Consider the following 16,813-nt stretch of genomic DNA (forward strand, 5'->3'; position numbering starts at 1 on the left):
GGCGATGGCTGACGAGACGACCACCAGCAAGGCCCTCCGGAGCAGGCGTTCTTGCCTGGCGACACCGGGCTCGAACCCGCGTTTCCTGGAGAAGGCCAAGGGCCTGGACGCCGACCAGGTGTTCCTCGACCTGGAGGACTCGGTCGCGCCGATCGCGAAGGTGGACGCGCGCAAGAGCGTCGTCGCCGCGCTGAACGAGGGCGGCTGGGGGAACAAGATCCGCGTGGTCCGGGTGAACGACTGGACCACCGAGTGGACCTACGGCGACGTGATCGAGGTGGTGGCCGGGGCCGGCGCCAACCTCGACTGCATCATGCTGCCGAAGGTGCAGACCGCCGAGCAGGTGGTCGCGCTCGACCTGCTGCTGACCCAGCTGGAGAAGGTGCACGGCTACGAGCAGGGCCGGATCGGGATCGAGGCGCAGATCGAGAACGCGCTCGGGCTGACCAACGTGAACGCGATCGCGGCCGCCTCGCCGCGGGTCGAGACGATCATCTTCGGGCCGGCCGACTTCATGGCGTCGATCAACATGAAGTCGCTGGTGGTCGGCGAGCAGCCGCCCGGGTACGACGTCGGCGACGCCTACCACTACATCCTGATGCAGATCCTGATGGCGGCCCGCGCCTACGGCAAGCAGGCGATCGACGGCCCGTACCTGCAGATCAAGGACGTCGACGGCTTTCGTCGGGTGGCCGGCCGCGCCGCCGCCCTCGGCTTCGACGGCAAGTGGGTGCTGCACCCCGACCAGATCGCTGCCGCCAACGAGGTCTTCTCGCCGCGGCAGGAGGACTACGACCACTCCGAGAACATCCTCGACGCCTACGACCACTACACCTCGGCCGCCGGCGGTGCCCGCGGCGCGGTGATGCTGGGCGACGAGATGATCGACGAGGCCTCCCGCAAGATGGCCCTGGTCATCTCCGCCAAGGGCCGCGCCGCCGGGATGACCCGCACGGACGTCTGGAAGCCCGAAGACTAGACCTGGGACATCAGCGCCAGCAGATGTCCGTCGGGGTCGGGGAAGAACGCCATCCACTCCTCGACCCCGTCGTCATGTTTGTGGATCAGATGCGGCGCCGCCTCGAAGGTGACGCCGCGCGCGACCAGTTCGTCGTACGCCGCGTTGATGTCATCGACCCGGAAGTACAGGACCGAAGGTTCACCGACCGCCTCGTCGCTCGCGCTCAGGAAGAGCCGGGTCCCACCGCAGTCGAAGAACGCCAGGTCGCCGAAGGTGTAGAGATGCGGCAACCCGAGCACTTCCCCGTACCACCGAACGGCGACCTGGATGTCGCGGACAGGTCGCGAGATCTGCCCGATCACGCCTAGCTGGACTGCCATCCCGCAGACTCCCTCTCGCAGCGCGCTGCCGACTGGTATTCCACGCCAGCCGCGCAGCTCGGCCCGGCGATCCAGCCCGAGCTTCTGCAACGCGTTGGCGACGTGGAACTTGACCGCGTCGACGCTGATCCCGCGGCGGGCGGCGATCTGCCGGTTCGACAACCCGTGCCGGACCGCGTCCACCACCCGCCACTCGGCAGGAGTCAGTACGTCGGGATGCCGCGGGCGACCGCGTCGTGTGGTCACGCCTTCAAGCTAGCCCGCGGCCGCCCGAATTACCCTCCCCCAAGGGGACTCAGCCCAAGGTGAGGACCTTGAGGATGCGGATCGGGTAGGTGGGCGGGCCGTCCTGGTCCGGGTCGGCGATGCCGGCCTTGACCATCCGGTCGAAGGTGGACATCCCGAAGATCACGTGCCCGAGCACGGTGTAGTTCGGCGGGATGTTGGCGAACGAGTGCACGACGAAGAACTCACTGCCGTTGGTCCCCGGCCCTTGGTTGCCCATAGCAACGGTGCCGCGCGGGTAGGTCTCCTTGCCGGTCACCTCGTCGGGGAACTTGTACCCCGGCCCGCCCTCCTCCTGGCGGTAGATGTCACCGCATTGCAGGACGCCGAGCCGGGCCGAGTTCGTCAGCCGGAAGCACTGCGTCCGGTCGTAGAACCGGCTGTTCACCAGGTGGACGAAGCTGGACACCCCGCACGGCGCGTTGGCCCGGTCCATCCGCACCACGAACGGCCCGTAGTTGGTCACGAAGAACACGTCGACCGTGCCCTTCGCGAGCGCCTTCGCCTTCGGCACGGTGACCGGCTTGGCGGCCGGGTTCTCCGGCGTCGGCGTGAACTCGCACCGCACGGTCGGCCGCTGGTGCCCGGCCGGTACTGCGGACGCGGCGTTCGCGGTGGTGGACGTAAGGGTCGCGGCGGCAAGGCCGGCCACGACCAGCAAACTCAGTCTGCGCAACATGGTCGCCAACCTAGTCCTGACATGACAGCGCTGTCACCGGAAACCGGCGTGGTTTCCGGTGACAGGACGCTGGGTCAGCACTCCTCCAGGCCGTCGATGCTGTTCGTCGCGTTCTCGATGTAGTAGCTCGACATGTAGCCGCGGATGTTGTTCGGGGTCTCGACCCAGACCCAGTACGGGTTACCGCCGACGACGGTTCCGGCGCTGTTCTGGCAGAAGATCTTGACGACGCTCCACGAGTTGACGGTGTCGATGACGTTCGGGCAGTTGAACGGTCCGGGGTACAGGCTGCACTGCTCGCCGGTGACACCGCGGACGGCGACGCCGTCGGCCCAGACGCCGTAGAAGCCGGCCCCGTGGCCGGCCGCGGATGCGGTGGGCGCGCCGACGGTGACGAAGGTGGTGCCGGCGAGCAGCAGTCCGGTTCCCGCGGCAGCGATCCGCCGGGCGAAGCGAGAAAGAGTCAAGGACCTGTCCTTTCGTGAAGACGAGTCGTCGCGCACTGCGACGGTGGCGTCACGAAAGGTGCCAGTGTGAGCGTGCCGGAGCAATGCTTTTTGACGCTGGTCTAACCGAGCAGCTCAAAGGTTTGCTGAAGTAATTCGCTGTGGACTCGCACCTGATGGACGAGCCGCCTAGGGTGGGGCGGCGATCCGGCTGACTGTGAGGTGTTGGGTGTGAACGGCGAGGTACTCGCGGGGCGCTATCGATTGCTGGCTCCGTTGGGGCATGGCGGCGCAGGCGAGGTGTGGCGGGGCGAGGACTCGGTCCTGGCCCGTCCGGTGGCGGTGAAACTGCTGCGCCGGCTCGAAGGCGACCAGATGGACGCCGTCGAGCGATTCCGCACCGAGGCGCAGGCGGCGGCGCGGTTGACCCACCCCAACGTGGTCGCGACGTACGACGTCGGTACTGCGAACGGCCAGGTCTTCCTGGTGATGGAACTCGTCGACGGCCCCGACCTGGCGCAGTTGCTCCGCACCAAGGGCCTGCCGTCCGAGCGCTTCGTCGCCGACATCGCGATGCAGGGCGCGCGCGCATTGGACGCGGCCCATGCGGCCGGGATCGTGCACCGCGACGTCAAACCGGCCAACTTCCTGCTGGCCCCCGACGGCACGCTCAAGATCACCGACTTCGGCATCGCCCAGGCAAGCGGAGCAGACGGCGCCACCGGTCCGGTCCTGCTCGGTACTGCGGGCTACGTCTCGCCGGAGCAGGTCCGCGGCGAGCGCGCGACCCCTGCCAGCGACTGGTACGCACTGGGCTGCGTTCTCTACGAACTACTCGAGGGCACCACTCCCTTCGTCGGCGCAGACGTCATGGACGTCATGCACCAACACCTGGACGCGACCCCAGTCCCAGTACGCCGTACCGACACAGTGCCCGGTCTGGCCGACCTGGTCATGCACCTACTGGCCAAAGACCCAGCAGCCCGCCCTTCCTCCACCACAGCGCTAGCCGCCTACCTGGTGCCGACGGCTGCCGCGGCCCAAACAGTCGACAACAGCACTCGAGTCCTCCCACTCCCTGCGGGAGGAGTGGGAGTGGGACCGGCGAGCCCAGCCGATGCGCTGGCTGCCGGGGCCGGCTACGGAGATGGGCCGGCCGGTGCAGGCTCGGGGGACGGGCAGCCGCCGGCTGCTGCGGGGCTGCTGCCTGCGGGAGCGTTCGATGAGCATCCGGAGCGGGAGGAGCCTAGTAAGCGGCGGGTGACCTTTACGCGGGTGCTGGTCGGGGCTGCTGTGTTGGTGGTCGGGGTGATGATTGCCGCGCTGCTGCGGGAGGGTGTGTCTTCGGATACGCCGGCTGAGGCCGGGGGAGTGCCGTCGACTACGCCCTCGACCACGGTGAAGGCGGTAGCCAAGCCGAAGGCGACTCCTACGCCTACCCCGAGCAAGACGCCCAGTAAGAAGCCGACGCCGAAAGAGACGCCGACCAAGAAGCCGTCGAAGCCGCAGAACAACACCTCGGCGGCACTGCGGACGCTGGCCCAGATGGTTCGGGATCACAAGCAGGAGCACGCCAAGCGGACCGTGCAAGAGGCCGCCAAGGATCTGGAGCAGGCAGCCAAGGCGCTCGACGAGGGCGACACCGGCGAGGCCGTGGAGCAGTACCAGCAGGCCAGGCAGCGGCTGATCGAGGCTCAGCAGCAGGGCCGCTGGCAGTCGACGCCGCAGATCTCCGGCATGTTCGCCGCCGTCGGCGCGGCCCTGCGCGCCGAGAACAACGACGGCGACACCGGCAACGGCTGGAACCGCAACTAGCCACGGCACCCCGCACCTCCTAGCAACCGGCACGGCGGAGTACCAGGTCGCGGTGGCGTGAGGCAGGTGACTGTTGGGGCGTGGTCGGTGTCACAGCGGGTGTCGGTGGTGGCGAGCATGCTGGGGGACCCGCGATACTCGCGAGTAGTGTCGACGTGGGCCGACCGAAGGAGCGCCGCTGATGAGCAGGTTGCAGCAGACCGAGGGACTCACCGACATCCAGGAAGAGATCCTGAAGACGGTGCGTGCCTTCGTCGAGTCCGAGATCCTGCCGGTCGCGACCGAGCTGGAGCACAAGGACGAGTACCCGACCCAGATCGTCGAGGGCCTCAAGGAGCTCGGCCTGTTCGGGCTGATGATCCCCGAGGAGTACGGCGGCCTGGGGGAGTCGCTGCTCACCTACGCGCTCTGCGTCGAGGAGATCGCCCGCGGCTGGATGAGCGTGTCCGGCATCATCAACACGCACTTCATCGTCGCGTACATGCTGATCCAGCACGGCACCGACGAGCAGAAGCAGAAGTACCTGCCGAGAATGGCGACCGGCGAGGTCCGTGGCGCGTTCTCGATGTCCGAGCCCGGCTGCGGCTCCGACGTCGCCGCGATCAAGACCAAAGCGGTGAAAGACGGCGACACCTACACGATCAACGGCCAGAAGATGTGGCTGACGAACGGCGGTAGCGCCAACCTGGTGGCGGTGCTGACCAAGACCGACGAGGGTTCGGACTCGGTCTACAAGAACATGACCACCTTCCTGGTCGAGAAGGAGCCGGGCTTCGGCGAGGTCGACAAGGGCCTGACCGTGCCGGGCAAGATCGAGAAGATGGGCTACAAGGGCGTCGACACGACCGAGCTGATCTTCGACGGGTACGAGATCGCGGCGGACCAGATCCTCGGCGGCGTACCGGGCAAGGGTTTCTACCAGATGATGGACGGCGTCGAGGTCGGCCGGGTCAACGTCGCCGCCCGCGGCTGTGGGGTGGCCCGGCGGGCGTTCGAGCTCGGCATCTCCTACGCCCAGCAGCGCGAGACGTTCGGCAAGAAGATCGCCGAGCACCAGGCGGTGCTGTTCCGGCTGGCCGACATGGCGGTCAAGGTCGAGGCCGCCCACGAGCTGATGGTCAAGGCGGCCCGGAAGAAGGACTCCGGTTCGCGCAACGACTTCGAGGCCGGCGTCGCGAAGTACCTGGCCAGCGAGTACTGCTCACAGGTGGTCGAGGACTCGTTCCGGATCCACGGCGGCTACGGGTTCTCGAAGGAGTACGAGATCGAGCGCCTGTACCGCGAGGCGCCGATGCTGCTGATCGGGGAGGGAACGGCCGACATCCAGCGGATGATCATCGGCCGCCGTCTCCTCGAGGACTACAAGTTGTGAATCGGCAGGTCTGAGCCGTCGAGCAACGCTTTGCCGAGCGGGGTCAGGTCGTGCAGGACCGCCTGACCCGCCCTGCGGGTGGTGATCAGCCCTGCCTCGCGCAGGATGCCCGCCTGGCGGCTCGCCCCGGCCAGGGAGATGTCGCAGCGCCGGGCCAGCTCGGTCGTCGTACAGACATCTGAGATGGCCGCTAGTGCGGATGCTCGAGTAGTGCCGAGCAGGGCGGCCAGTGGCTCGGTACGGGACTCCACACTCGTGAGGTGCAGCATCCCTGGGGCTTCCCGGACCGGATAGACCAGCACTGGTGAGAGCTGCGGGTCGCGCAGCTTGGTAGGCGTGCGCCAGCAGAACACGGACGGCTGCAGCCGCAGTCCGCGGCCCTCCAGGTGCAGGTCCCGCTCGGCGAAGCCCATGATCTTCAGGACCGGCCGCTCCCACCGCACTGCGGGGTGCAGGTTGCTCAGCAGGTCGTCTACTCCGGAGGTGGTCAGCCTGCTCACCTGCTGGTGCAGATCGCTCCGGACAGAGGCGCGGATGGAGTCCCAGTACGGCGCGATCGCATGCCGGTGGTAGATCTGGAGCGCCTGCCCCAACCCGTTGAGCGCGTCGCGCCGCCCCACTGCCAGGTCCCGGGTCCAGCTCGATCCGGGCCGCCGGACCATCTCCAGCTCCTGGTTGATCCGGCGGGGCGCAGTGGACAGCACCTGCTCGACGGCGTCGTCGAAGGAGCCGCCGGCGGGCGGGGGAGTCAGGAAGTCGGGCGAGTAGCCGCGGGGCGGCGTCAGGTGCAGCAGCCGCTCCGCATGCCGCGGGAACTGCCGCCGCGTGCGCTCACGCCAGTAGCCGTACTGGCCTGCGCCGTCGCGCCCCTGGAGCTGGTGCAGGCTCAGCAGCACCTCCCACATCGGGTCGGGTTCCTCGGCCAGCGTCGTACGGGTCAGGTCCTGACTGGTGAAGTGGATCCGCAACAAGAGAAACGCCCCCTCCTAGGTGCTTCAATCCTGCCGAAAACACCCTGTCAGCAGCCTGTCACGCAGAAGGGCCACTCGCGGTAATCTGCCAGCCTGCGGCTGGCGGCCGAGCAGAAGAGTCCTAGCGCACCAGGGCATCCGGTACTGCGACACGCGGCCGCACACTGCCCGAGCCGTGGCCGGACAGCAGCCAGATCCCCAGTTGGGTGACCTCATGCCGCACGGATGCGCCCACCCGACGCGTGGTGATCAACCCTGCCTCGCGCAGCACGGTCGCTTGGTGGCTGGCCGCGGCTGGGGAGATCTTGCAGCGACGGGCCAGCTCTGTCGTCGTACAGCCGGTCACCGTGGCTTCCAGAGCGGCTGCCCGGGTGGAGCCGAGCAACGAGCCCAGGACGTCCGAGGAGGCCGACTCGAGTGACGACTGGCGCAGGATGCCCGGCGCGTGCTGGATCGGGTAGACCAGGATCGGCTTGAGCTCCGGATCCCGCAGCTTGGTCGGCACCTGCCAGCAGAACGCGGACGGCTGTAGCTCGATGCCACGGCCGTCCAGGTAGAGGTCGCGATCGTTCATGTCCAGCACCTGCAGCACCGGCGCGACCCAGCGGACCCGCGGGTGCAGCGTCGACAGCAGCCGGTCGACCCCGTGCCGGGCCAGCGCCTCGCCGCGGTGCGAGTGGTCGGCGGACACGTGCGTGCCGATCGACTTCCAGTACGGCGCGATCGCGGCGTCGTGGTACGACCGGATGGCCCGGCCGAGCTTGTGCAGCGAACTGCTGTCGCCGTGGGCGAGCTCGCGGGTCCACGGCGAGACCGGCCGGTACTTGCTCAGCAGCTCCAATTGGCTGCGCAGCTGCGCCTTCGGCGTCGACAGCATCAGGTCCAGCCCGGTCTCGAAGTCCGGTGCGGACGCGGCCGGGGTGAGGAAGTCGGGTGAGTAGCCCTTGGCCGGGGTCAGCTCGAGCAGCAGCCGCATCTGGTCCGGGGTCACCTTGGTCCGGATCGAGCGGCGCCAGTCCTCGAAGATCAGCCGGCCCTCGGAGTGCTGCAGCATGTGCAGGCTGAGCAAGATCTCCCACGACGGCGCGGGCTTGGTGGAGACCGTCGTCCGGGCGAGATCGCGCGGCGTGAAATGTATGCGGAGCATGGGGCCCTCCCTGATCCTGAGCGTCACGACATCCCCCAGATGCCGTCGGTCGCAGAATGTGGCGGATCGCTGACCGAAAGCGACCCGTCGATTGAATCAGGCGGATGGGGCCAACAACAACCGGATCTGTCTCACTGCGCCGGGGCAGTGGCGGCCATGGCACGAGGTTGCCAACTCACCGCTCAATGTGTACGGGTGGTGATTGGGTGACAACGAGGTGTCACAGCCACCGATTGCGCTTGAACAGCAGGTAGAGCACGGTGCAGGCGACTGCCATCAGCCCGAGCGCGCCGTAGTACCCGTAGTGCCAGCCCAGCTCGGGCATGTTGTCGAAGTTCATCCCGTAGACGCCGGCGACCAGCGTCGGCACCGCGATGATCGCGACCCAGGCCGAGATCCGGCGCATGTCGTCGTTCTCCGACACCTGCACCTGGGCCAGCCCGGCCTGCAGGATCGAGCTGAGCAGCTCGTCGAAGGAGATGACCTGCTCCTTCACCCGCAACAGGTGGTCGTCGACGTCGCGGAAGTAGTTGCGGATGTCGTCACCGATCATCGGGTGCGGCAGCGTCGACAGCAGCCGCATCGGGCCGGTCAGCGGGGCCACTGCCCGCTTCAGCTCCAGTACCTCGCGCTTGAGCTGGTAGACCCGGTCGATGTTGCGCCAGCCGCGCGGGCTGAACATCTCGATCTCGATCAGGTCGATATCGGCCTGTACCGCGTCCGCCACCGCCAGGTAGCTGTCCACCACGTGGTCGGTGATCGCGTGCAGAACAGCACCCGGTCCGGCGGCCAGTCGCTCGGGCGCCTTCTCCAGCTCCTGCCGCAGTCCAGTCAGCTCGCCGTGGTCCCCGTGCCGCACGGTGATCACGAAGCCGGGACCGCAGAACACCATCACCTCACCGGACTCCACCACCTCACTGGTGGCGGTCAGGTCGTCGTGCGGGACATACCGGACTGTCTTCAGTACTGCGAACAACGTGTCGCCGTACCGCTCCAGCTTGGGGCGCTGGTGCGCCTCGGTCGCGTCCTCCAGAGCCAGCTTGTGCAGGCCGAACTGGTTGCCGACCACTGCCAGCTGATGCTCGTTCGGCTCGAACAGGCCGATCCAGACGAAGCCGTCGCCACGCCTGGCCCGGGTGAGCGCGTCGACATACGATCCGATCCTGGTGTCGCGACGGCCGTCGCGGTAGTAGGCCCAGTCGACCAGGGCGCCGTCCAGCTTGCCGCTGCCGACCAGATCCAGCGGTGCGTCAGCACCCGGGGGACGTCGCGCGAAGACGCGTCCTACCCGGCGTGTCGCGCCCATGTCCCACTTCCGCCCGGCCATCGAGGCGAGGCTATCAATGTGCCGTCACCAGTCGTCGGCAATGATGGAGTTGGACGCAAGCGAGAGGAACGACGATGACCACGCAGGGCATGGGTTCGATAGACCCCCGGCCGACCGGCCTGACGATCGGGACCTACGACACCTACCGGGAGGCACAGCGAGCGGTCGACTACCTCTCGGACGAGAAGTTCCCGGTCGAGCACACCACCATCGTCGGCAACAACCTGCGCCAGGTGGAGAAGATCACCGGGCGACTGACCTGGGGCCGGGCGCTCACCGCGGGGCTGGCCAGCGGTGCCTGGTTCGGCCTGTTCGTCGGGGTACTGCTCGGGTTGTTCACCAGCGGCAACGGCGGCTGGCTGGCCGCGCTCGTCACCGGTGTGGTGCTCGGCGCGGTCTTCGGGATGGCCTTCGGCGCGATCGGGTACGCGCAGTCCGCCGGGCGCCGTGACTTCACCTCGCGGACCGCGGTGGTGGCGACGACGTACGACGTCCTGTGCGACTTCAAGTTCGCTGAAGAGGCCCGCAACCACCTGGCCAAGCTGGCCCTCAAGGGAGAGGTGGCTCCGCGCCTGCCGGAGCAGACCAACTAGCAGTGGGCTAGCTCCGGCTAGCCCTGGTTAGGGAGTGCGGCCGTCCAGCAGTGCGATGCCGAGGGTGGTCGCCTGGTGGATCACCGACTTTCCCTGGCGCCGGGACTCGATCAGGCCGGCGTCGCGTAGTACGGCGGTCTGGTGGCTGGCCGTCGCGAGGGTGATGTTGCAGGAGCGAGCCAGCTGGGTGGTGGTCGCGCCCTCGATGGTCAGGGCCAGCACTATCGCCCGGGTCTTGCCCACCAGGGCGGACAGCCGCTCCTGGGTGTCGGCGTCTTCCTTGGCCTGCTGCAGTAGGCCGGTGGCGTGCTGGATGGGGAACACGAGCACTGGTGACAGGTTGGCGTCCAGGAGCTTCGTGGGGTCTCGCCAGCAGAAGTACGACGGCTGCAGGCGCAGGCCCCGGCCGTTGAGCTGCAGCTCCTCGTCGGCGAAGGCTGCGATCTCCAGCGTGTCACCGCGCCAGCGTGCCTGCGGATGGATGGCTTCGAGCATCGAGGCGACACCACCGGCCGTCAGTTGCAGCATGCGTCGCCGGTTGTCCAGCTGCACGGCCGACCGCAGCGACGACCAGTACGGTGCCAGCGCCTCGCGATGGTAGACGCGTACTGAGTGACCTAGCCGGTGCAGAGTCTCCGGACGAGCCTCGGCGAGCTGGCGCACCCAGGCGGCCGCAGTACGGCGGGTGGACAGCCGGGAGAGGTCGCTGCGCAGTTGATGGCGGGGTACGGACAGCATGAGCTCGAGCGCGTGGTCCAGCCCGCTCGACTGGGCTGATGGCGTCAGGAAGTCGGGGGAGTAGCCGACCGGCGGGGCAAGCGCGGCCAGCGGACCCACTGTCTCCCGCGGGAGGGTCCGGCGCATCCGCTGCCGCCAGGTGCCGTAGGCCACGGGGTCGTCGTCCACCTGCAGCATGTGCAAGCTGAGCAGTACCTCCCAGAGCGGGTCCGGCTCGGCGGCGAGCGTAGTACGGGCAAGGTCGTCGGCCGTGAAGTGGATCCGCAGCATGTGGCAAAGGAAAACATCTGCCTCTTACCGATGACTTACCGCCCGATGGCTCAGCGCGTGATGCATCTCTCGCCCGGCCGCAACCCTACTGAGAGGTAGGCCACGCGGCGCGGTACTGCCGCCGGCGCCCGGTTTTGGGCAGCATGGGGCTCGGGACGGGGTCATCGGAAGGAGCAGGGATGCAGTTCGGTCGCAGTTACGAGGAGTTCGAGGTCGGCGCGGTCTACAAGCACTGGCCCGGCAAGACGGTCACCGAGTCCGACGACCACCTGTTCTGCCTGCTCACGATGAACCACCATCCGCTGCACCTGGACGCCAACTACGCCGAGCAGACCACCCAGTTCGGCAAGAACGTTGTAGTTGGCAACTACATCTACTCGATCCTGCTCGGCATGTCCGTCCCCGACGTCAGCGGCAAAGCGATCGCCAACCTCGAGATCGAGTCCCTCCGCCACGTCGCCCCCACCTTCCACGGCGACACCATCTACGGCGAGACCGTCGTCCTCGACAAGTGGGAGTCCACCTCCAAGGACGACCGAGGCATAGTCCAGGTCCAAACCAAGGGCTACAAACAAGACGGCACAGTCGTCTGCCTCTTCACCCGCAAGGTCATGGTCCCCAAGAACTCCTACCTGGAAGCCCGCGGCGGCGAGCAACCAGGTCGCCCCACACCCCTCAGCTAGGCCTCAGCTCGATCAGGACGGCTGAAGGCATTTGCAGCGTCAGGGTGAGCTCTTCGCCGCTTTGCTTCAGCGGTTTCGTCTCAAGCTGGTTGCTTGCTGCGAGCTGCTCCCACTGCTCCTCGGTCGGCCACTCGCCGACCCCGAGTGCGGCCGCCTCCGCCACCAGGTCGCCAGAGCCACCAGAGCCGGCGCCCGGGGTCAGCCAGGTGGCGGATGCTTGCCAGGACGGGTCGACTCCGGCGAAGGAGAGGGTGATCTCGCGGGTGAGGTCGGCCGCGCCCTCCGCCTTTGACTGATCCAGGGTCAGATTCCACACCAGCACGGCGATCCGGTCGCGATCCCTCGAAGCCCACGCCTCCACCAGGCTGCCGCCGCCGTCGCCTTCGAAACCAACCGGCAGTTCGACCGGACCGAGCCGGCTCAGGAGGGACATCGCGTGGAAGCGCGGCTTCGCGAGCCCGCCGACCGTCTGTAGGCCGAAGCCGCCGTGCAGCAAGCGCGGCGGCCTGCCAAGTTCCTCGAAGTGGTCCGACGCCACCCAGTAGGACAGCGCCTCCACCCGTCCGGCCGCCGACCGCATCCCGCGCAGCAGGAACACCCCGGAGAACACCGAGTCGTTGATCGGGTTGAAGTGCCGCGGCGTCACCCCCCACTCCGTCCACAGGATCCGCGCCTCGCTGAACCCGTGCCGATCCAGCGAAGCCTGTACGTCGAGCGGCGGACTCCCATAGGTATGCGTCGTCACGAAATCCACCGGCGTGCCATGCGCCGCCGCATGGGCGAGCAGATCGTCCACCCACCCGGCCGCCGCCGAGGACGGCCCGCCGACGGCCAGTCGCTCGTCGACGGACTTCACCGCGGCCGCGCTCACGTCGTACAGGTGCATCCACTCGGCCTTGGTGCCGGACCAGAAGACCTCGAGGTTCGCCTCGTTCCACACCTCGAAGTCCCAGCCCAGCACCTCCTCCAGCCCGTACCGCTCCACGAGATGCCCGACCAGCGCCCGCACCAGGTCGTACCACCGCTCGTACGAGGCCGGCGGCGAGATGATCGCGCCGTACCCGAAAACAGTCCGCGACGGATCCGACGCCAGCTCCCGCGGCATGAACCCGAGCTCCACCACGGGCCGCAACCCGATCCCGAGCAGCTTGTCGTAGATCGCGTCCACCACGCTGAAGTCGTAACCCTCAGCACCGAAGACATGGGTGTCGTCGTGGAAGATCGCATGCGCCCGCACGGTCCGCACCCCGATCTCGTCATGCATCCGGCGCAGCGCGTCCTCGAGCTCCCCGCCGATCTCGCGTCCACCGGTGAGGTCCTTGCAGAGCAACTGGCTGAGCCGCTCACTGCCGATCATCGGCACCCACGGCCGCTGCAACTCGGTGCCTTCAGCAACGGCATCCACCATCAACCGCAGACCAGGAACCTTGCCGTCAGCAACCAAGGGGGTCGCTTCGGCCGATGCGCCCGGCCGGCCGTGCACGGTCACCTCCGGCACACTCGCCACCGCGTACCTGTACGCCGTACCGGGTGTGCAGGTCGTGTCGACGTACGGCGGCGACGGCACGGACAAGATGTCACCGCTGTGATGGTCGACCGGTACGAGTTCTTCCGAGCCCGTCCCGCGCAGGATCACATACCCGACCGCGCCCGGCACCAGCGACCAGTCCACCGTCACCTGCCCGGCCCCACCGACCGCCGTCACCCAGGCCGGTGGGTCCAGGTCAGGCAACTCCACTTCACGGCTCTCGTCGCTGCGGATCGCGATCCGCGAGTCCCAATCAGCCTTCGCATCGCTCTGCATGCCGCTCCCCGTCACTCGATACCGGATCCGAACTGCTCCATCGCGATCAACGGCCGGATCCCTCGCTCGGCCCGCCGATCGGCGAAGTTGCGCCGGATCAGGTCGTTGCCGAAGACGTTGCCGATGGCGCCCATCACCATCGCCTGATCGAGCGCGAGGTAGCGCTTGGCGATCAGCCCCGACTTCACCGCCACCGCGTCGTAGAACCCGCCGGTGCCGTAGGCATGCAGGTCCCGCTCGATCTTGCTCAGGTTCTCGATCGCCTGCCGCGGCGCGTACGCCATCGCCAGGAAGGCCGCGTGCGGAGTCACCACACCATCGCCGTAGGTCGGATTCGGGTTGACGCCCACGCGACAGTCCCCGAATCCGCTGTCGAAGTTGGTGCCCTCCAGGTCCGACGGATACCCGCCCGGATCCATCCCGATCGGCTCGACTCCGTAGACCGAGTAGCCGCCCTTCGGATTCGACGCGGGGGAGAAGCCCCAGTACCCGTACTTCGCTTCGTCGAGCCCGTGCTCGATCTGCGCCCGCACGGTCAGCGGGTGGTTGATGCCCCAACTGCGCGGCGCCCAGGTCGCCTCCGGCACGAACAGGTCAGGCATCAGCGATTCGAACATGTCGCCGCCCCAGGACGGGACGAGCCGGAATCCGCGATAGGAGTAGGTCCCCTCGAAGACGTCGAGCCCGAGATACGTCCGGTGTACGCCGACCGGCTGCTGCTCCACCCACGACCAGTCGCAGCTCTCCGGGAAGGTCCGGTACGTCGCGAAGTACTGCGTGTGCGGCACCTGGCCGAGCACGAACCCGACGTACCCGGCGATCCGGGCCTCGGTGTTCAACGTGTCGTAGTGGAACTTGCGGTAGTACACGTCCGGGCCGGTCCCGGCGTGGTTGCCCTTGTCGGTCGCCTCGTCCGGCGGCGGCGTCTCGAAGAAGCCACCGCGCATCAGCCCACCCGGCCGGGCCGCGGGGTTGTAGTAATAGGCGAAGTTCATCTTGTCGAGCAGCGAGTCCGCGAGCGCCCGGGCGCGCGGCTCGGCGTTGCGGACCACCATCAGCGCACAGGCGAACCAGCCGTTGTCGACACTCGACACGAACGGCGTGATCGGCTTCGTGCCGTCCGGGTCGACGTAGCGGACCTCGCCGGTCGATTCGTCGTACCAGTTGAAGAACATGCCGCTGGGCTCGTGATGGTCGACGTTCTTCATCGTGGTCAGCGTCTGGGTGATCCGGCGCAGCGACTCCTGCGGCGAGATGATGCCGAGGTGGCGGGCGACGACGACGCTCCACAGGTAGCCGCCGATGTTGGTCGGCGACGTGTACTTGCTGCGGACCGGGCTGGTCACCGAGTCGCCGATGTTGTCCGCGGGCAGGCCGGTGTGCTCGTCGGTCATCGCGACGAGGCTGCGCCAGGTGTCCCTGGCCCAGCGGCCGACCAGGGCACGGTCCTGGCGACTCGGCTGCCAGTTGCCGCGGAGGAGTTTGCCGGGGTCGGCGGCCGGCGTACCGGCGTACGAGCTGGTCTGTAAGCCGGTGGATCCGGCGATGGCGGCGGTGGTCGTGGCTGCTAGCAACGTGCGTCGGGTGAGATTGGCGGTCATCCGAGCCTCCAGAGGTTATTTGATGCCGGTGATGGCGATGCCCTTGGTGACGTGGCGCTGGAAGGCGAGGAAGATCACCAGGACCGGGAGTACGACGACGACCGCGCCGGCCATCAGCAGGCCGAAGTTCTGCGCGTTCTGTCCGGTCGAGTACAGCGCCAGGGCGACGGGCAGGGTGTATTTCTCCTCGGTCTGGGCCACCACGAGCGGCCAGAGGAAGTTGTTCCAGGAGCCGAGGAAGGTGAGGATCCCGAGGGTGGCCAGGGCAGGCCTGGTCAGCGGGAGCATGATCCGGGCGAAGATGCCGAGCTCGCCGCTGCCGTCCACCCGGGCGGCGTCCATCAGGTCGTCGGGCAGGCCCTGGAAGAACTGCCGCATCAGGAACACGCCGAACGGCGAGACCAGGAACGGCAGGATCAGGCCGGGGTAGCTGTTGGCCAGACCGGCGTTGGTGACGAGCACGAACAGCGGCACGAAGGTGACCACGCCCGGGATCATCAAGGTGCCCAGGACGACCACGAACAACGCGTTGCGGCCGTGGAAGTTGAGCTTCGCCAGGGCGTAGCCGACCATCGAGCAGAACAGCAGGTTGCCGGCCGTCACGGCGAGCGCGACGATCGTGGAGTTGAGGAAGTACCGGGGGAAGTTCGCCTTGCTGAACAGGTCGTCGTAGTTCTGCGTGGTCGGTGCCTCGGGCAACCAGGTCGGCGGGACCCGGAGCAGCTCGCCCTGGGTCTTGAAGCTGCCGAGCAGCATCCAGACGAACGGCGCGGCCACCGCGATCAGGCCGAGGACCGCGATCAGGTAGATCCACCAGGTGCGTCGCATCACTTCTCCCTCAGCAGCCGGAACTGGATGAAGGTGATCACGGCGATGACGACGAACAGGATGTAGCTCATCGCCGTCGCGACGCCGTAGTTGCCGAAGCCGAACTGCTGGTAGGTGTACATCGACACACTCACCGTGCTGTTGAGAGGTCCGCCCTGGGTCATCACGAACGGTTCCTCGAAGAACTGCAGGTAGCCGATCCCGGTCGTCACGCTGGTGAACAGGATCGTCGGCCTGAGCAACGGGACGATCAGGTAGCGGAACCGCTGCCACGAGCCCGCGCCGTCGAGCTGGCCGGCCTCCTCGACGGTGGCCGGGATGCCTTGCAGGCCGGCCAGGAAGATGATCATCGCGGAGCCGAAGTTGCGCCAGACGGCCATCATGATCAGCGACGGCATCGCCCAGGTCTTCGACGCGAGCCAGTTCGGCCCGTCGATCCCGACCCAGGACAGGACCGTGTTGAGCAGCCCCGACTCCGGCGCCAGCACGAACCGCCAGATCACGGCGATCGCGACGATCGAGGTGATCACCGGCAGGTAGTACGCGACCTTGAACAGACTCTGGAACCGCTTGACGCCCCGATCCAGCAACACCGCCGCGGCCAGCGCGAGCGCCAGCGTCAACGGCACGCCCACCAGCACGAAGTACGCCGTATTGAGCGCCGCCTTCCGAAACGTCTCGTCCGACAACGCCTTCACATAGTTGTCGAACCCGACCCCGTTGACCGCGAACGGAGTCCGCAGATCCCGCTGCCTCAAGTCGGTGAAACTCATCCCCAGCGACCCGAGCACCGGCCCGGCAGTAAACGCAAGGAAGAGAACGACAAAGGGCAGAGTCAAGATCCAGGCCGCGGCCGTCTGGCGGCCGGAGGCCGACGACCGGCGACCCCGGCCGGCGCCTCGCCCACCGGTTG

16 protein-coding genes are annotated in these 16,813 nt (G+C 67.6%); 5 read left to right on the forward strand and 11 right to left on the reverse strand.

Translation table 11 applies throughout. The features are described from left to right. Positions 1-4 precede the first annotated feature (4 nt). Positions 5-979 (forward strand): HpcH/HpaI aldolase/citrate lyase family protein, encoded by a 975-nt coding sequence (locus tag ABD116_RS38745; protein WP_343982775.1) that lies wholly within the window; start codon positions 5-7, stop codon positions 977-979. Here ABD116_RS38745 and ABD116_RS38750 read toward each other — a convergent pair. The 3 genes from ABD116_RS38750 to ABD116_RS38760 all read right to left on the reverse strand — a co-directional run bounded on the left by ABD116_RS38750 (position 976) and on the right by ABD116_RS38760 (position 2,772). After that, a complete protein-coding gene (locus tag ABD116_RS38750; protein ID WP_343982778.1) occupies positions 976-1,587 on the reverse strand; it encodes a VOC family protein in 612 nt (203 codons plus the stop codon). The genes ABD116_RS38745 and ABD116_RS38750 overlap by 4 nt on opposite strands. Positions 1,588-1,636: 49 nt before the next feature. Continuing rightward, positions 1,637-2,305, reverse strand: a complete 669-nt coding sequence (locus ABD116_RS38755) for a peptidylprolyl isomerase (protein ID WP_343982782.1) — start codon at positions 2,303-2,305, stop codon at positions 1,637-1,639. A gap of 74 nt (positions 2,306-2,379) precedes the next feature. Next, positions 2,380-2,772 carry a hypothetical protein gene (locus ABD116_RS38760; RefSeq protein ID WP_343982785.1) on the reverse strand — a complete coding sequence of 131 codons (393 nt, stop codon included), beginning with the start codon at positions 2,770-2,772 and terminating at the stop codon, positions 2,380-2,382. A gap of 210 nt (positions 2,773-2,982) precedes the next feature. Between ABD116_RS38760 and ABD116_RS38765 the strand changes: the two genes are divergently transcribed. After that, a complete protein-coding gene (locus tag ABD116_RS38765) occupies positions 2,983-4,566 on the forward strand; it encodes a serine/threonine-protein kinase (RefSeq protein ID WP_343982788.1) in 1,584 nt (527 codons plus the stop codon). 181 nt (positions 4,567-4,747) lie between these two features. After that, positions 4,748-5,938, forward strand: coding sequence for an acyl-CoA dehydrogenase family protein (locus ABD116_RS38770; RefSeq protein WP_343982792.1), 1,191 nt, complete (start codon positions 4,748-4,750; stop codon positions 5,936-5,938). Here ABD116_RS38770 and ABD116_RS38775 read toward each other — a convergent pair. The 3 genes from ABD116_RS38775 to ABD116_RS38785 form a co-directional block, all read right to left on the reverse strand. Continuing rightward, positions 5,926-6,909: an ArsR/SmtB family transcription factor gene (locus ABD116_RS38775; protein ID WP_343982795.1), complete on the reverse strand. Its 984-nt coding sequence runs from the start codon at positions 6,907-6,909 to the stop codon at positions 5,926-5,928. The two genes, ABD116_RS38770 and ABD116_RS38775, sit on opposite strands and share 13 nt — an antisense overlap. Before the next feature lie 121 nt (positions 6,910-7,030). Further along, positions 7,031-8,056, reverse strand: a complete 1,026-nt coding sequence (locus ABD116_RS38780) for an ArsR/SmtB family transcription factor (RefSeq protein ID WP_343982798.1) — start codon at positions 8,054-8,056, stop codon at positions 7,031-7,033. Between the two features lie 220 nt (positions 8,057-8,276). After that, positions 8,277-9,383 carry a magnesium and cobalt transport protein CorA gene (locus ABD116_RS38785; protein ID WP_343982800.1) on the reverse strand — a complete coding sequence of 369 codons (1,107 nt, stop codon included), beginning with the start codon at positions 9,381-9,383 and terminating at the stop codon, positions 8,277-8,279. A 74-nt stretch (positions 9,384-9,457) separates the two neighbouring features. On the opposite strand from ABD116_RS38785, the gene ABD116_RS38790 reads away from it, so the two are divergent. After that, complete coding sequence (locus ABD116_RS38790; RefSeq protein WP_343982802.1) at positions 9,458-9,976, forward strand: YflT domain-containing protein; 519 nt, start codon at positions 9,458-9,460, stop codon at positions 9,974-9,976. Positions 9,977-10,003: 27 nt separating this feature from the next. Here ABD116_RS38790 and ABD116_RS38795 read toward each other — a convergent pair whose 3' ends face one another. Then, a complete protein-coding gene (locus tag ABD116_RS38795) occupies positions 10,004-10,984 on the reverse strand; it encodes an ArsR/SmtB family transcription factor (protein WP_343982804.1) in 981 nt (326 codons plus the stop codon). A 179-nt stretch (positions 10,985-11,163) separates the two neighbouring features. Between ABD116_RS38795 and ABD116_RS38800 the strand changes: the two genes are divergently transcribed. Continuing rightward, positions 11,164-11,667, forward strand: a complete 504-nt coding sequence (locus ABD116_RS38800; RefSeq protein ID WP_343982806.1) for a MaoC family dehydratase — start codon at positions 11,164-11,166, stop codon at positions 11,665-11,667. On the opposite strand, the gene ABD116_RS38805 is transcribed toward ABD116_RS38800, so the two are convergent. The 4 genes from ABD116_RS38805 to ABD116_RS38820 are packed head-to-tail and all read right to left on the reverse strand — an operon-like array spanning position 11,660 to position 16,739. Beyond that, the gene (locus ABD116_RS38805; protein WP_343982808.1) at positions 11,660-13,471 is read right to left on the reverse strand and encodes a GH39 family glycosyl hydrolase; all 1,812 of its coding nucleotides are present in this window, start codon (positions 13,469-13,471) and stop codon (positions 11,660-11,662) included. The genes ABD116_RS38800 and ABD116_RS38805 overlap by 8 nt on opposite strands. Positions 13,472-13,482: 11 nt before the next feature. Then, the gene (locus ABD116_RS38810; RefSeq protein WP_343982810.1) at positions 13,483-15,072 is read right to left on the reverse strand and encodes a glucoamylase family protein; all 1,590 of its coding nucleotides are present in this window, start codon (positions 15,070-15,072) and stop codon (positions 13,483-13,485) included. A gap of 15 nt (positions 15,073-15,087) precedes the next feature. Beyond that, a complete protein-coding gene (locus ABD116_RS38815; protein WP_343982812.1) occupies positions 15,088-15,900 on the reverse strand; it encodes a carbohydrate ABC transporter permease in 813 nt (270 codons plus the stop codon). Beyond that, a complete protein-coding gene (locus ABD116_RS38820; RefSeq protein ID WP_343983013.1) occupies positions 15,900-16,739 on the reverse strand; it encodes a carbohydrate ABC transporter permease in 840 nt (279 codons plus the stop codon). Before ABD116_RS38820 ends, ABD116_RS38815 begins: the two co-directional genes overlap by 1 nt. Positions 16,740-16,813 lie beyond the last annotated feature (74 nt).

Origin of the sequence: Kribbella koreensis, assembly GCF_039525325.1 — a bacterium.
Taxonomy (GTDB): domain Bacteria; phylum Actinomycetota; class Actinomycetes; order Propionibacteriales; family Kribbellaceae; genus Kribbella; species Kribbella koreensis.

What these genes read in the sequence shown, in the direction of transcription:
- ABD116_RS38810 (WP_343982810.1), bottom strand. Translation starts at nt 15,072, where the DNA reads ATGACCGCCAATCTCACCCGACGCACGTTGCTAGCAGCCACGACCACC.
- ABD116_RS38755 (WP_343982782.1), bottom strand. Translation starts at nt 2,305, where the DNA reads ATGTTGCGCAGACTGAGTTTGCTGGTCGTGGCCGGCCTTGCCGCCGCG.
- ABD116_RS38745 (WP_343982775.1), top strand. Translation starts at nt 5, where the DNA reads ATGGCTGACGAGACGACCACCAGCAAGGCCCTCCGGAGCAGGCGTTCT.
- ABD116_RS38815 (WP_343982812.1), bottom strand. Translation starts at nt 15,900, where the DNA reads ATGCGACGCACCTGGTGGATCTACCTGATCGCGGTCCTCGGCCTGATC.
- ABD116_RS38795 (WP_343982804.1), bottom strand. Translation starts at nt 10,984, where the DNA reads ATGCTGCGGATCCACTTCACGGCCGACGACCTTGCCCGTACTACGCTC.
- ABD116_RS38770 (WP_343982792.1), top strand. Translation starts at nt 4,748, where the DNA reads ATGAGCAGGTTGCAGCAGACCGAGGGACTCACCGACATCCAGGAAGAG.
- ABD116_RS38800 (WP_343982806.1), top strand. Translation starts at nt 11,164, where the DNA reads ATGCAGTTCGGTCGCAGTTACGAGGAGTTCGAGGTCGGCGCGGTCTAC.
- ABD116_RS38785 (WP_343982800.1), bottom strand. Translation starts at nt 9,383, where the DNA reads ATGGCCGGGCGGAAGTGGGACATGGGCGCGACACGCCGGGTAGGACGC.
- ABD116_RS38790 (WP_343982802.1), top strand. Translation starts at nt 9,458, where the DNA reads ATGACCACGCAGGGCATGGGTTCGATAGACCCCCGGCCGACCGGCCTG.
- ABD116_RS38780 (WP_343982798.1), bottom strand. Translation starts at nt 8,056, where the DNA reads ATGCTCCGCATACATTTCACGCCGCGCGATCTCGCCCGGACGACGGTC.
- ABD116_RS38805 (WP_343982808.1), bottom strand. Translation starts at nt 13,471, where the DNA reads ATGCAGAGCGATGCGAAGGCTGATTGGGACTCGCGGATCGCGATCCGC.